The 14,195-nt window shown below is 76.2% G+C and carries 12 protein-coding genes; 7 read left to right on the plus strand and 5 right to left on the minus strand.

What is annotated here, in order from left to right; translation table 11 throughout:
• Positions 1–14: 14 nt before the first annotated feature.
• The 3 genes from ACFCZN_RS14225 to ACFCZN_RS14235 are packed head-to-tail and all read right to left on the minus strand — an operon-like array spanning position 15 to position 4,470.
• Positions 15–2,021 carry a hypothetical protein gene (locus tag ACFCZN_RS14225; protein WP_430557176.1) on the minus strand — a complete coding sequence of 669 codons (2,007 nt, stop codon included), beginning with the start codon at positions 2,019–2,021 and terminating at the stop codon, positions 15–17.
• Complete coding sequence (locus ACFCZN_RS14230) at positions 2,018–3,958, minus strand: HSP90 family protein (protein WP_430557177.1); 1,941 nt, start codon at positions 3,956–3,958, stop codon at positions 2,018–2,020. Before ACFCZN_RS14230 ends, ACFCZN_RS14225 begins: the two co-directional genes overlap by 4 nt.
• Positions 3,955–4,470 carry a YbjN domain-containing protein gene (locus ACFCZN_RS14235; protein WP_430557178.1) on the minus strand — a complete coding sequence of 172 codons (516 nt, stop codon included), beginning with the start codon at positions 4,468–4,470 and terminating at the stop codon, positions 3,955–3,957. The genes ACFCZN_RS14230 and ACFCZN_RS14235 overlap by 4 nt, the downstream gene beginning before the upstream one ends.
• 187 nt (positions 4,471–4,657) lie before the next feature.
• On the opposite strand from ACFCZN_RS14235, the gene miaA reads away from it, so the two are divergent.
• Positions 4,658–5,671 (plus strand): tRNA (adenosine(37)-N6)-dimethylallyltransferase MiaA, encoded by a 1,014-nt coding sequence (gene miaA, locus ACFCZN_RS14240; protein WP_429762673.1) that lies wholly within the window; start codon positions 4,658–4,660, stop codon positions 5,669–5,671.
• The gene (dapF, locus tag ACFCZN_RS14245; protein WP_430557179.1) at positions 5,668–6,603 is read left to right on the plus strand and encodes a diaminopimelate epimerase; all 936 of its coding nucleotides are present in this window, start codon (positions 5,668–5,670) and stop codon (positions 6,601–6,603) included. Before miaA ends, dapF begins: the two co-directional genes overlap by 4 nt.
• Positions 6,604–6,622: 19 nt before the next feature.
• Here the strand turns inward: dapF and ACFCZN_RS14250 are convergent, their stop codons facing one another.
• Complete coding sequence (locus ACFCZN_RS14250; protein ID WP_430557180.1) at positions 6,623–7,225, minus strand: class I SAM-dependent methyltransferase; 603 nt, start codon at positions 7,223–7,225, stop codon at positions 6,623–6,625.
• Between the two features lie 172 nt (positions 7,226–7,397).
• Here ACFCZN_RS14250 and hflX point away from each other — a divergent pair, with 172 nt between their 5' ends.
• The 3 genes from hflX to ACFCZN_RS14265 all read left to right on the plus strand — a co-directional run bounded on the left by hflX (position 7,398) and on the right by ACFCZN_RS14265 (position 12,089).
• Positions 7,398–8,972, plus strand: a complete 1,575-nt coding sequence (gene hflX, locus ACFCZN_RS14255; RefSeq protein ID WP_429762208.1) for a GTPase HflX — start codon at positions 7,398–7,400, stop codon at positions 8,970–8,972.
• A gap of 87 nt (positions 8,973–9,059) precedes the next feature.
• Positions 9,060–11,120: an ATP-dependent DNA helicase gene (locus tag ACFCZN_RS14260; RefSeq protein WP_430557181.1), complete on the plus strand. Its 2,061-nt coding sequence runs from the start codon at positions 9,060–9,062 to the stop codon at positions 11,118–11,120.
• A 9-nt stretch (positions 11,121–11,129) separates the two neighbouring features.
• A complete protein-coding gene (locus ACFCZN_RS14265) occupies positions 11,130–12,089 on the plus strand; it encodes an L-lactate dehydrogenase (protein ID WP_429762206.1) in 960 nt (319 codons plus the stop codon).
• A gap of 25 nt (positions 12,090–12,114) precedes the next feature.
• On the opposite strand, the gene lexA is transcribed toward ACFCZN_RS14265, so the two are convergent.
• Positions 12,115–12,945: a transcriptional repressor LexA gene (lexA, locus tag ACFCZN_RS14270; RefSeq protein WP_429762205.1), complete on the minus strand. Its 831-nt coding sequence runs from the start codon at positions 12,943–12,945 to the stop codon at positions 12,115–12,117.
• A 177-nt stretch (positions 12,946–13,122) separates the two neighbouring features.
• Here lexA and ACFCZN_RS14275 point away from each other — a divergent pair, with 177 nt between their 5' ends.
• Entirely contained in the window at positions 13,123–13,530 is a 408-nt protein-coding gene (locus tag ACFCZN_RS14275; RefSeq protein ID WP_429762204.1) for a LysM peptidoglycan-binding domain-containing protein, read from the plus strand.
• Positions 13,531–13,642: 112 nt separating this feature from the next.
• Positions 13,643–14,128, plus strand: coding sequence for a transcriptional regulator NrdR (nrdR, locus tag ACFCZN_RS14280; RefSeq protein WP_430557182.1), 486 nt, complete (start codon positions 13,643–13,645; stop codon positions 14,126–14,128).
• Positions 14,129–14,195: the final 67 nt, after the last annotated feature.

Below are 14,195 nucleotides of genomic sequence, written 5' to 3' on the forward strand. Positions count from 1 at the left end.
ACGGCCGCCGCGCGTCAGGGCACGAGCGACGAGGCGACGGCGTCGGCCTCCTCGGCGCGACCCAGACCCCGGAGCGTCCCGACGAGCTCGTCCGCGACGGCGGCCAGGTCCGCCCGTGCGCCCACCGCCGCGAGACCCTCCAACGCGGCCCGCAGCGGGTCGACCGCCGCGGTGGCGTCGCCCGCGGCCCGGAGCGCGCTGCCCGCCAGCCAGAACGCGTGGGCGGCGTCGAAGGGCAGGCCGGCACGACCGAACTCCTCGGCCACCGTCTCCGCCTGGCGCGCCGCCTCGGCGTGCTGCCCCGCGGTCGCGAGGAGGCGGGCGCGCACGTCGCGCAGCTGCCGCTCCTCAGCGGCGGCGAACGCGGCGCGGCGGGTCGCGAGGTCCTCCGACAGCGCGGGCGTCGGAGCCGCGGGCGCGCCGACCGTGGGGCGCACGACGCCCCCGAGCACCCGCTCGACCGCGGCGAGGGCGGCGTCGACGTCGCCGGCGCGAGCCTGGGCCGCGGCGGCGGCCCGGACCACGGGGCCGACGTAGGCGGGGTCGGTCCCCGCGGCCCGGAGCAGGCCGACCGCCCGCCCGAACGCGGGCACCGCGCCCTCGTCGTCGCCCAGGGCGGCGGCCACCTGCGCGGCCTCGGCCAGGGCGAAGCCGGCGTCCTCGAGCCGCCCGGCCTCCTCGGCCACGCGGGCGGCGGTGAGGTAGGCCGCGGAGGCCTCGACCGGGTCAGGCTCGAGCTCCGCCCGCGCGAGAGCGGCGCCGACCGGGTCGGCGTCGTCGCGCGGGTCCGTCAGGCCGGCGAGGTCGACGCCGGCGGGGGAGCCTGCGTCCGCGCCCGCGAGCGACACGGGCAGCCCGTCGGTCAGCACGTCGGGCGCCGGGCCGGGGACGGGGTCGGTCGCGGCGGCCGTGCGCTCGGCGGCGGCGAGCACCCCGAGCTCGACGGGGAGCCGGCGCGACTGCCGCTCCCACGCGGCGTCGAGCAGGCGGGCGTGCCGGTCGGTGCCGTGCCGGGCGTCGAAGGCGCGGGCGACCGGCGTGAGCTCGCCGCGGGCCCACGCGTCCAGCTCGGCGACCGTGCGCGCCGGTACCCCCGCGAGCTCGACGGGCGTCTCGGCGTGCGTCTCGCGCAGCACGCCCGTGGCGACCGCGACGTGGGTGAGCACGGCGAGGCGCTCGCCCGGCGAGTCGGACACCGTGAGGTGCTCGGGGGAGGCGTGCAGGAGCCGCAGGGCGCGCTCCGGGTGCTCGGTCCGCGCGAGGAACTCCACGTGGCGGGAGGTGGCGATCTCCTTCGACACCGCGGCGTCGAGGTGGCTCATCGCGCTGCGGTGCGCGGCCGCGGCGCCCGCGGCGTCGCCCAGGTCCAGCAGGAGCAGCTGCAGCAGGGACTCCATCCCCGCGGGCTCGTCGCCGCAGGTGGCGCCCGACGCGACGGCGGCGCTCACGACGTCGGCCGCCTCACGGACGCGGCCGGTCTCGGCGAGGTACTCCGCCTGGCCGGCGGGCAGGCAGGCGGCGCAGTCCGAGAAGGAGTCGCGGGGCGTGGTGATCCAGGTCCGGTAGGCCTCCTCGGTGCCGGGGGCGCCCTGGGCGCGCAGCCAGGCGAACCGCTCGCCGGCCACCGCGCTGGTCCCGTTCCCGGCGAGCGCGTAGCGGCGCTCCATGTCGTCGAGCGTCGCGTCGAGCTGTGCGGTCGGGACGGAGGGGAACCGCGCGAGCAGGCCCACCATCCACTTGAACGACCAGAACAGCGAGTGGGTGTCGCTGCCGTCGAACAGCTCCGGGTGCGCGTCCCACCAGCGCAGGAGCTGGGTGAACGGCAGGAACGCCTTCTCGGCCTCGGGCGTCGAGGTGTAGGAGTCGACCAGCGCGAAGAGGGCGTACGCGCGGGCCTCGTCCGGGCCCTCCGCGGTGATGCGTGCGGCCTCCTGCTCCGCGGCAGCGCTGCGCGCGACGCCGTACGGCATGCTCATGATCGTCGAGACGGCGCGGTTCGCCTCGTCCAGGGTGCGGGTCATCGGGCGTCGTCCTCGGTGTCGGTGGTGCGGGGCTCGGTGGTGCGGGCGTCGGGCAGGGCACGCTCGAGCAGCGTGCGCAGGGCGTGGTCGAGCAGGCTCGCCTCGGCGCCGGCCAGCGGCCGGCCGGACGCGAGCAGGGCGGTCACGTACAGCGACCGGGCGCCCGCCGCGCGGACGGGGGCGTCGTCGGCCGCGAGCAGCGCGCGGACCGTCGGGTTGGCGTCGTTCAGCACGAGCCGGCGGGCGCGGGCCGGGCCGGCGAGGCCGGCGAGGACGGAGCCCCAGACGTCCGTGGCGTCGCCGACGGGGGCGGCGGCCTCGCGGGTCTGGCGGGCGTGCTCGCCGTCCCGGTCGGTGAGCAGCATCGCGGGCACCTCGGACGGCGAGAAGACCCGCAGCTGGACGTCGCAGTCCTGGTCGGCGAGGTCGTCGCCGAGGGCGGCGAGCGCGTCGGTCACCTCGAGCTCGCGCAGCGGCTCCACCTCGCCCAGCACGGCCTCGAGGTCGCCCGGCACCACGGGGGAGAGGCGCCACCCCGGCCGTCGCCGGGCGACGCGGGCGAGCAGGTCGGCGTCGTACACGTACCCCGCGTTGAGCACCGGCAGGCCCTGCGCCGCGGCGACCGCGGCCACCCGGCGGTACTCCTCGACGCTGGTGGTCCACAGCACCCGGGCGGGCGCCCCTCCGTCGGCGGGCTCGGCCAGGTCCGCGAGGGTGCGCGTGCCGACCGTCGTCTCGAACGGCAGCACGCGGGCGGCCAGGTCGAGCATGGCGTCGTCCTGCACCGCCAGGGCGCGGACGGCGAGGTGGTGCGTGGACAGGAACGACCGGGCCAGCGGCGACGGCTCGGCCAGCGTCTCGAGGGCCCAGGCGCGGACCTGCTCGCCGAGCGCCTCGCGGGTGGCGAACAGGACGTCGTCCTCGAACAACCCCTCGCGCGACGCCGTCGGCCGCAGGGCGGACGCGTCGACGACGCAGCGGACGAAGAACGCCCACTCGGGCAGGAGGCTCTCGACGCCCGTGCCGAGCAGCATGCGCTTGAGCGACACCCGGTGGTGCGCGGCGGTCGTGGGGGCCACGGCGGCGGGGAGCACGAACGCGACCCCGGTGAGCCCGGCGACCGGCAGGTCGAGGTCGATGTGGGCCAGCGGCGTGAAGCCGAGGGTGCGCTCGCAGTACGCCGCCAGCGCCCGCGCGCGCTCGGCGTCGTCCGCATGGGTCGCGCGCCAGGGCAGCTCGCCGCCGCTGAGGCGGCGCCTGACCGTGCCACCGTCGTCCAGGCGCACCTCGACCGACACGTCCACGGGCAGCAGCCCGCCGAAGTCGGCGGCGAGGGCCGCCACGGTGTCGGGCTCGAGCCAGTGCTCCGCGTCGCGCAGCGGGCGCAGCCGGACGACGCTCCCGGGCTCGCCGGGAGCCGAGGGGTCCTCGGGGTCGAGCTCGGTGAGCTCGTACCGGCCGTCGGCATAGCCGCGCCAGCGGACCGGCGGCGCCTCCGGGTCACGCGCGGAGCGCGACACGAGGTCGATCTCGTCGGCGACCATGAACGCCGACAGCAGGCCGATCCCGAACTGGCCGAGGAACTCCTCGCGCCCGCCCCCGAACCCCGTGCCGAGAGCCCCGGCGAGCGGGTCGGCCGGGTCGGCGGGCCCGGCGTCGCGCTTCGAGCTGCGCCCGATGGTGGCCAGCAGGTCGCGGGCCTCGTCGGCGGTGAGGCCGACGCCCGTGTCGTGCACCTCGAGACCGCCGTCGTCCAGCGGGCGCAGCAGCACGCGCGAGGGCGCGTCGGCGTCCAGGGCGCGGCGCGCGGTGATGGCGTCGACGCCGTTCTGCAGCAGCTCGCGCAGGTAGACGCGGGGGCTCGAGTACAGGTGCCGGCTCAGCAGCTCGACCAGGCCGCGCAGGTCGACCTGGAAGGCGTCGGTGCCGCTGGTCACCGCGCGTCGCCCGCCGCGGGGCGTGCGGCCTCCTGATCCGCCCCCTGCGCGCCGTCGGCCGCCGGGTAGCGCTCGTCCAGCATCTCGAAGAAGGACAGCCCCGTGGCGAGACCGCAGTCGACGATCCGCTCGAGCTGCTCGTCGTTCGCGCCGCTGCGCAGGTCGGTGGCCACCTCGGCGTACACGACGACGGCCGACCCGTCGTCCTCCGGGCGCGCGAAGACCTTGGGCCAGATGCGCCCCACGTTCCACTCGTTGAGGAGCGCGGTGAGCGTCCCCAGCTCGGAGACCGGGAGGGTGCGGCTCCATCGGCCGCGGATCTGCAGGATCCCGGCCGGCTCGCCCACGAGCAGGAAGTAGAACGTGTTCTCGTCCCAGACCCCGCCGAGGTCGCCGTCGTCGTCGATGCCGAAGTACCACTCGCGGCGCGTCATCAGCGCCTCGAGCCGGTCCCGGGTGAGCGGGGCGGGGGCGGGGGTCGCCGCGACGGTGGGCTTGGTGAAGAAGGCCATGGGTCCTCGTCCTGTGCGGGAGCCGGGGCGCACACGTCGTCGCGCCGGGCTCGGTGGGTGGCGAAGGACACCCTAACCAGCCGGTCCGACAGCCCTCGGACGGCGGGCTAGGGTCGTGGGCGTGAGCGCACCCGACCCCACCGCGAGCCCGTCCGAGAGCGCGCGCGGGGGCGGGTCCGGCGCGGCCGTGGTCGTCGCCGTCGTCGGCCCGACGGCGACGGGGAAGTCCGACCTGGCGCTCGACCTGGCGCAGGCCCTGTCGCCGTCCGGAGCCGGCGCGCAGGGCGCCGTGCGGGGGACCGCCGACGCCGAGATCGTCAACGCGGACGCGTTCCAGCTCTACCGCGGCATGGACGTCGGGACGGCGAAGGTTCCGGTCGGCGATCGGCGCGGGATCGTGCACCACCAGCTCGACGTCCTGGACCCGCTCGAGGACGCGTCCGTGGCGCGGTACCAGAGCGCGGCGCGCGCCGACCTGGACGCGATCGCGGGCCGCGGGGCGCGCGTCGTCGTCGTCGGGGGCTCCGGCCTGTACGTGCGCGCGCTGCTCGACCACATGGACTTCCCGGGCACCGACGCGGCCGTCCGGGCCCGGCTCGAGGACCGCGCCGAGCGCGAGGGGCGCCGCGCCCTGCACGACGAGCTCGCCCGTCTCGACCCCGACGCCGCGGCGTCGATCGGCCCGCACAACACGCGCCGGATCGTGCGTGCGCTCGAGGTCATCGAGCTCACCGGCCGCCCGTACACCGCCAACCTGCCCCGCCAGGAGCACGTCCGCCCGGCCGTGCAGATCGGGCTCGACTGCGACCGCGAGGTGCTCGACGCCCGCGTGGCGGGCCGGGTCGAGCGGATGTGGGCGGAGGGCCTCGTCGAGGAGGTGCGGTCGCTCGCCTCGGCCGAGCAGGGCGGGACGGGCGCGGGCCTGGGCACGACGGCGGCCCGCGCGGTCGGCTACGCGGAGCTGCTCGCGTGCTGGCGCGGCGAGCTCACGCTCGAGGCCGCGCGCGAGGCGATCGTCGCGAACACCCGTCGTCTGGCGCGCAAGCAGATGGGCTGGTTCGGCCGGGACCCGCGGGTGCGCTGGCTCGACGCGGGCTCGCCCGACCTGCTCGACGAGGCGCTCGCGGTGGTGCGCGCCGCCGACGCCGGGCGGCTGCCCGAGCCCGGGACGGGGCCCGTGCGCCGTAGTCTGGGCTCATGACGCTGCGCTTCACCAAGGGTCACGGCACCCAGAACGACTTCGTGCTGCTGGCCGACACGCGGGGGGACCTCGACCTGACCCCGGACCAGGTGCGGCGCCTGGCCGACCGACGCGGCGGGATCGGCGGCGACGGCGTCATCCGGCTCGCGCCGACCGCGGCCGTCGCGCGCGCCGGCGAGGCGGTCGCCGACCGTGTGCTCGCCGAGGAGCCCGCGGCCATCTGGTTCATGGACTACCGCAACGCCGACGGTTCCGTCGCCCAGATGTGCGGCAACGGCGTGCGCGTCTTCACCGCGTTCGCCGAGCAGCTCGGGCTCGCGGACCTCGAGGACGGGCAGGAGCTCGCGCTCGGCACCCGCGCCGGCGTGCGCCGGGTCCGCAAGGAGCCCGGCGGCTGGTACGCCGTGGACATGGGTCCCTGGGCGCTGCCCGGCGGGCAGGAGGCCGCGACGCGCGGCGCCGACGCCGCCGTCCTCGTGCGGGGCTGGGACGCCCCGCGCCCGGCGCTGAGCGTCGACATGGGCAATCCTCACACCGTCGTCGCCCTCGCGCGGCCGTCGGAGCTCGCCGAGACCGACCTGACCCGCGCGCCCGAGGTCGACCCCCTGCCCCCCGAGGGCACGAACGTGGAGCTCGTCGTGCCCCTCGCCGAGACGGTGGACCCCGACGGGCGGGCGGTCGGGCACGTGCGGATGCGCGTGCACGAGCGCGGGGTGGGGGAGACGCAGTCCTGCGGCACGGGGGCGTGCGCCGCGGCGCTCGCGGTGCGCGCGTGGGCCGTGGCTGGCGCCGACGGCCCCGTGCCGGACATCTGGGAGGTCGAGGTGCCCGGCGGGCTCGTCCGGGTGCGGCTGCTCGACGGCGGGCACGTGGAGCTCGCCGGCCCGGCGGAGCTGGTGTTCAGCGGCGAGACGGAGCTCGGGGAGCTCTGAGCAACGGCGGCGTCGCGGGTCAGTCGACGCGGAGCACGCGGAAGCCCTTGGACGACGACGCCCGCTCGACGCCGCGGCCCAGCTCGGCCTCGATCCAGCGCGCCAGCGAGTCGGATCCCAGGTTCTTCTGCACCACGAGCCACGCCGCGGCGTCCGGGGCCAGCCGGGGGAGCCAGGCGCGCAGCAGGTCGTGCAGCACGGCCTTGCCGACGCGGATGGGGGGGTTCGACCAGATCGCGGCGAACCGCACGCCGTCCGGCACGTCCTCGGCGCGCACGGCGCGGACGTTCTCCAGCCCGAGGCGCGCCGCGGTCGAGCGGAGCAGGTCGAGCGCCCGCTCGTTGACGTCCACCGCCCAGACGGTCGCCCCGGGGGACGCGAGCGCCATCGTGAGGGCGAGGGGTCCCCAGCCGCAGCCGAGGTCGAGCAGGTCGCCGGAGGCGGGCGGGGCGGGCACCTCGCGCAGCAGCACGCGCGTCCCCTTGTCGACGCCGCCGGGGGAGAAGACGCCGGAGGCGACGTCCACCTCGACCTCCCGGCCGGCGAGCTCGACGACGGCGCGACGGCGCTCGGCGGCGGAGGCCGGCTGCGCGGTGAAGTAGTGGTCGGGCTGCTCGCTCACCCCGCGATCCTAGGTCCCGGGCGTCGCCTCCGGCGTCGTCTCCGGCGCCCGACCCGCAGAACTGCCGGACGGGCCCGCGCGGGAAAAACTCTCCACCGGGACTGTCTCGCGTGGGACCCTTGTTGTACTCCTACGGCGGCCGGACCGCCGACCCCGACCCGAGAGGCACACCTTGACCCACACCCCGACCAACCCCGACACCCCGCAGGCCGACGAGACCGCCGGGGCCTCCGGCGCCGAGACCTCGGCGGACGCGCGCCGCGAGGCCGAGCGCGACGCCCAGGCGATCGCGCAGGACGTCGTCGCCCGGGTGCTCGCACGGGCCGGGACGGCGCGGTCCGAGGGCGCCACGGTGCACACCGCCCACGACGGCGACCAGCTCGACCTCGAGGAGCGCATCTCGCTCCGCCGCGTCGCGGGGCTCTCCACCGAGCTCGAGGACGTCACCGAGGTCGAGTACCGCCAGCTCCGCCTGGAGCGCGTGGTGCTCGTCGGCCTGTACTCCGGCGGCGAGGCCGCGGCCCGCGAGGCGGAGGTCTCGCTGCGCGAGCTCGCCGCGCTCGCCGAGACCGCGGGCTCGCAGGTGCTCGACGGGCTGTTGCAGCGTCGTCAGAAGCCCGACCCGGGCACGTACCTCGGGTCCGGCAAGGCGGCCGAGCTCGCCGACGTCGTCGCGTCCGTCGGCGCCGACACCGTGGTGGCCGACACCGAGCTGGCCCCGTCGCAGCGCCGCGCGCTGGAGGACATCGTCAAGGTCAAGGTGGTCGACCGCACCGCGCTGATACTCGACATCTTCGCCCAGCACGCCAAGTCGCGGGAGGGCAAGGCCCAGGTCGAGCTCGCCCAGCTCGAGTACCTCCTGCCGCGCCTTCGCGGCTGGGGCGACTCGATGTCCCGCCAGGCCGGTGGCCAGGTGGGCGGCCAGGGCGCCGGCATGGGATCCCGCGGCCCCGGCGAGACGAAGATCGAGCTGGACCGGCGCCGGATCCGCAACCGGATGGCCAAGCTGCGCCGCGAGATCGCCGCCATGGCGCCCGGGCGCGAGACCAAGCGTCTGGACCGCAAGCGGCACGGCGTGCCGAACGTGGCGATCGCCGGCTACACCAACGCCGGGAAGTCGTCGCTGCTCAACGCGCTCACCGACGCGGGCGTCCTCGTCGAGAACGCCCTGTTCGCGACGCTGGACCCGACCGTCCGCAAGGCCCGCACGGAGGACGGCCGCCCGTACACCTTCACGGACACCGTCGGGTTCGTGCGGCACCTGCCGCACCAGCTCGTCGAGGCGTTCCGGTCCACGCTCGAGGAGGTGGGCGACGCCGCGCTGCTGCTGCACGTGGTCGACGCCTCCCATCCGGACCCCGAGGGCCAGATCGCCGCGGTGCGCGAGGTGCTCGCCGAGATCCCCGGGATCGCGGACGTGCCCGAGGTCGTCGTGCTCAACAAGGCCGACGTCGCCGACCCGGCCGTCGTCGGCCGGGTGCAGCGTCGCGAGCGGCGCAGCGTCGTCGTGTCCGCGCACTCCGGCGAGGGCATGGCCGAGCTGCGGGAGCTCATCGCGGCCGAGCTGCCCCAGCCGCACGTCGAGATCGACCTGGTCGTCCCGTACTCCCGCGGCGACCTGGTCCACCGCGTGCACGAGGCCGGCGGGTCGGTCGCCGAGGAGCACCTGGCCGAGGGCACCCGCCTGCGCGGTCGCGTGGACGAGGCTCTCGCGGCCGAGCTCAAGGCCGCCGCCGTCGGGGGCTGACCGCCCGCCGTGGTCGCCGCCCACCGGTCGTCGACCCGACTGTGGGCGGCGCCCCGGACGGTCGGCGGGGCGCCCTAGGATCGACGGGTGACCTCCGCCGACGCCCCCGACGCCCCGCAGCTCCTCGACCTGGCGGTGGGGGCCCTCGGCGGCGGACGGCGGGAGGGTCAGCGCCGCATGGCGGAGGCGGTGGCCGAGGCCGTCGACGAGGGCCGGCACCTGCTGGTGCAGGCGGGCACCGGCACGGGCAAGTCGCTCGCGTACCTCGTCCCGGCGGTGCGGCACGCGGTCGTCGACGGCAGGCGCGTCATCGTCTCCACCGCGACCCTGGCGCTGCAGCGCCAGGTGGTCACGCGCGACCTGCCGCTGGTCGCCGAGACGGTGGGGCCGAAGCTGCCCCGCCCTCCCAAGGTCGCGCTGCTCAAGGGCTGGCACAACTACCTGTGCAAGCACAAGGTGACCGGGGGCTACCCGGTCGAGGGCGCGACGCTCTTCGACCTCCCGGCCGACCCCGGCCCCGGCGAGGGCGCGGCCGCCGAGCAGCACCCGGCGCCGCCCGGCCCCCGCGGACGCGGCGGGCGCGCCGACGACACCGCGACGCTGGCCGACCACGTGCGCCGGCTGCACGCCTGGGCCGACGAGACCGACACGGGCGACCGGGACGACCTCGTGCCCGGGGTCCCCGACAAGGCCTGGCGCCAGGTGTCCGTCACCGCGCTGGAGTGCCTGGGGCAGCGTTGCCCGCTCCTGGCGGAGTGCTTCCCCGAGCGGGCGCGTGCGGCGGCCCGGGACGCGGACGTCGTCGTCACCAACCACGCGATGCTCGGCATCGCCGTCTCGGGGAACCCGGGCGTGCTGCCCGAGCACGACGCCGTCGTCGTCGACGAGGCGCACGAGCTCGCCGAGCGCGTGACGGCGGCAGCCACCGTCGACCTCTCCCTGACGGTGGTGGAGCACGCCGCACGCCTCGCGCGTCGGCACGGCGGCACCGAGACCGAGGCGCTCGACGCCGCGTCGCAGCGCCTGGGCAACCTGCTCGCCACGGCGCCCGCGGAGCGGTTCCCCCTCGGCCTCCCCGACGACCTGCGCGCCGCGGTGGGCGCCGTGCGCGACGCGGCGCGCGAGCTTCTCACCCGGCTCAAGCCCCAGGGCGCGGGGAAGGGGCAGGAGGCGCCGGACGCCGGCACGAAGATGGCGCAGTCCGCCGTCCTGCAGCTCTTCGAGGTCGCCGAGAGGATGGCGGCGGAGGACACGACGGCGGACGTGCTGTGGTGCTCGCGCCCGCCGGAGAACGCGCCGTGGGCGGGCGACGGCGTGACGCGGCTGCATGCCGCGCCGCTCGCGGTGGCGGGGCTGATCCGCACGCACCTGCTGGGCGAGGCGACCGGCGTGTTCACCTCGGCGACGCTCACCCTCGGCGGCACCTTCGACCCGGTCGCGCGGTCGCTCGGCCTGGCGGGCTCGGGGGGCTCCGACGAGACCGCGGACTGGGCGGGGCTCGACGTCGGCAGCCCGTTCGACTACCCGCGCCAGGGGATCCTGTACGTGGCGCGGCACCTGCCGGCGCCCGGACGTGAGCCGACGACCGACGCCCAGCTCGACGAGATCGCCGGGCTGATCGAGGCCGCTGGGGGGAGGACGCTCGGGCTGTTCTCCTCCCGCCGGGCGGCGACGGCCGCCGCGGAGGCGATGCGCGAGCGGCTGGACGTCCCCGTGCTGTGCCAGGGCGACGACCAGCTCCCGACCCTCGTGAAGGCGTTCGCCGACGATCCCGCGACCTGCCTCTTCGGCACCCTCTCGCTGTGGCAGGGCGTCGACGTCCCGGGCCCGAGCTGCCAGCTGGTGCTCGTGGACAGGATCCCGTTCCCGCGCCCGGACGACCCGGTGAAGGCGGCGCGGGCCCGGTCGGTGGAGCAGGCGGGCGGCAACGGGTTCATGCAGGTCTCAGCCACGCACGCCGCGCTGCTCCTCGCGCAGGGCGCCGGCCGGCTCGTGCGCACGGGCGAGGATCGCGGCGTCGTGGCCGTGCTCGACCCACGCCTCGCGACCGCCCGCTACGGGTCCTTCCTCACCCGCTCCATGCCCGACTTCTGGCCGACCACGGACGGGGAACTCGTCCGCGCTGCGCTCCGGCGCCTCGACACCTAGCGTGGGGCCGTGGACGAGACACGCAGGACGACCAAGCTCGCGATCGTCGGAGCGGGCGCGGTGGGCTCCACCCTCGCGTACGCGGCGCTGGCCCGGGGCGCGGCCCGGTCCGTCGCCCTCCTGGACGTCAACCGCGCGAAGGTCGAGGCCGAGGTGCTCGACCTCCGGCACGGGGGCATGTTCATCCCTCAGGCCGAGATCGACGGCTCGGACGACGTGGAGGTCTGCCGCGGCGCCGACATCGTCGCGGTGACGGCGGGGGCCAAGCAGAAGCCCGGACAGAGCCGCCTCGACCTGGCCGAGGCGACGGTCGGCCTCACGCGGTCCATCCTGCCGGGCCTCCTCGAGGTGGCCCCGGACGCCGTGTTCCTCATGGTCACCAACCCGGTCGACGTCGTCACCTACGCCGCGCAGGAGATCAGCGGCCTGCCCCGGGGGCGGGTGTTCGGCAGCGGGACCGTCCTCGACTCGTCGCGGCTGCGCGACGCGCTGGCCCGCCACTGCGGGGTGGCGGTCGGGAACGTGCACGCGAACATCGCGGGCGAGCACGGCGACTCGGAGATCGTGCTGTGGAGCTCCGCGACGATCGCCGGCGTGCCCCTCCTGGACTGGCGGCCTTTCCGGGGGCACCCGCCCCTCGACGAGGCTGCCCGGCGGCGCATCGCGACCGACGTCGTGGAGTCCGCCTACCGCGTCATCGCCGGCAAGGGGGCCACCAACTACGCGGTCGGCCTGGCGGCCACCCGGATCATCGAGGCGGTGCTCAACGACGAGCACCGCGTGATGAACGTGTCCTCGCGCCTGGACGACTTCTACGGCATCAGCGACGTCTGCCTGTCGGTACCGTCGCTCGTCGGCCGCCGGGGCGTGGCAGAGACGATCGACACCCCGCTGTCGGACGACGAGGTCGCCGGGCTGCGCGCGTCGGCCGAGAGCATGCGGGCCGTGCAGCAGCGCCTCGGGTTCTGACGGCCCGGGGCCGCACCGGCGGTGCTCAGAGGCTGCGGAGCACCGCCACGACCCGGCCGAGCACCTGCGCCTCGTCGCCCGGGATGGGGGAGTAGGCGGCGTTCTGCGGCAGCAGCCAGGTGTGCCCGTCGGCCTGCTTGAACGTCTTGACCGTGGCCTCGCCGTCGATCATCGCGGCGACGACCTCGCCGTTCTCGGCGACGGGCTGGCTGCGCACGACCACCCAGTCGCCGTCGCAGATCGCGGCGTCGACCATCGAGTCGCCCGCGACCTTGAGCAGGAACAGGTCGCCGTCGCCGACGACCTGCCGGGGGAGCGGGAAGACGTCCTCGACGACCTGCTCCGCGAGGATGGGGCCTCCGGCGGCGATCCTGCCGACCAGCGGGACGTAGGACGGGGCCTGGGCCGGCTGCGCGTCGGACGCGGCGAGCGACCCTGCCACGTACCCCGGGGCGGGGTCTGCCTCGGGCGCGGCCCTGTCGATGGCGGGTGCCTCGGGGTCGACGACCTCGATCGCGCGCGGCCGGTTGGGGTCGCGGCGCAGGTAGCCCTTGCGCTCGAGCGTGGTGAGCTGGTGCTTGACCGAGGACGGGCTCGCCAGGCCCACGGCCTCGCCGATCTCGCGCATGGTCGGCGGGTAGCCGCGTGCCTCGACGGAGCTGCGGATGGTCTCGAGCACGCGCCGCTGGCGGGGCGTGAGGCGGTCGGACGACGGCGAGAGCTCGCTCACCGACGCCAGCGCGGTCGTCGAGGCGCCGGCCGTCGTCGTGGCCGCGCCGTCGAGTGTCTCGTCCTGGGCAGCCCATGGCGTCGCCGTCGTCGTGGACGCCGGGGCCTGGTCCCGTCCGCTGGTCATCGCGTTCTCCGTCCTGCAGGGCGCGGCCCGTGGGCGGGCCGATGAAATCCGACAAACCTTCCATCGCGCTGTCGGCCACTCTAAGCCAGTTCCGGCCCGACATCAAACATCTGTTCGATCGGGCCTCGACCGTGTCGCCGGGACGTGGTACACCTAGTACAGCAGTTCGACGTACAGGTGTTCGACGAACAGACGTTCGACGGAGCGGCCGCCCCGGGCGGCACCGCGTGGACCGGAGGCAGGACGATGCAGAACGCACGCAGCACCAGCGACGCGCACGGTTTCCTCGGGCTCGGAGGGCTCCGGCTCACCCGCAGGGGCCGGGTGGTGGTCGCGGCCCTCGTGCTCCTCGTGCTCGTGGGAGCGGGGCTGTTCGGCCAGCGCGCCGTCGCCGAGTCGCCGGGCACGGGCGTCGAGGTCCGGCTCCAGACCGTGGCGCCCGGCGACACCCTCTGGCAGTACGCGCAGCAGGTGCGTGACACGGGCGAGGACCTGCGCGACGTGGTCGCCGAGCTCCGCGACCTCAACGGGCTGACGTCGGCGGAGCTCCAGACCGGGCAGGTCGTGGTGCTCCCGCTGGACTGACGGCGAGGATCTGCCCCCGCCGCGGGAGATCCTGCTTGCGCGGACGGTCGCCCGCCGCTTACCTTGTCGGGCAGCCGGGCGCCGGTCCGGAGCCGAGCGCAGGAGACCAGCGATGCACTGCCCGTTCTGCCGCCATGCGGACTCGCGAGTCGTCGACTCGCGCACCTCCGACGACGGCTCGTCCATCCGTCGCCGGCGTCAGTGCCCCGCGTGCCAGCGCCGGTTCACCACGATCGAGACGGCCAGCCTGTCGGTGGCCAAGCGCTCCGGGGTGACCGAGCCGTTCAGTCGGGACAAGGTCGTGGCGGGCGTGCGCAAGGCCTGCCAGGGCCGGCCGGTGAGCGCCGACGACCTCGCCGTCCTCGCGCAGAAGGTCGAGGAGACCCTGCGCGCCTCCGGCCGGCCCGAGATCGAGGCGAACGAGGTCGGCCTGGCGATCCTCGGGCCGCTGCGCGAGCTGGACGAGGTCGCCTATCTGCGCTTCGCCAGCGTCTACCAGTCGTTCGAGTCCCTCGAGGACTTCGAGTCGGCTATCACCTCGCTGCGGGCGGAGCGGGACGAGCGCGCCACCGCCGGGAGCGGCGGCACGACCGCCTGACGCCCGGGTCGCCCGGTCCGGGCGAAATGCCCTGGCGCCGGGTGACGGCCCGGGGCATGCTGGACGG

The sequence above is a fragment of the Isoptericola sp. NPDC056134 genome (assembly GCF_042264825.1).
GTDB lineage: Bacteria > Actinomycetota > Actinomycetes > Actinomycetales > Cellulomonadaceae > Isoptericola > Isoptericola nanjingensis.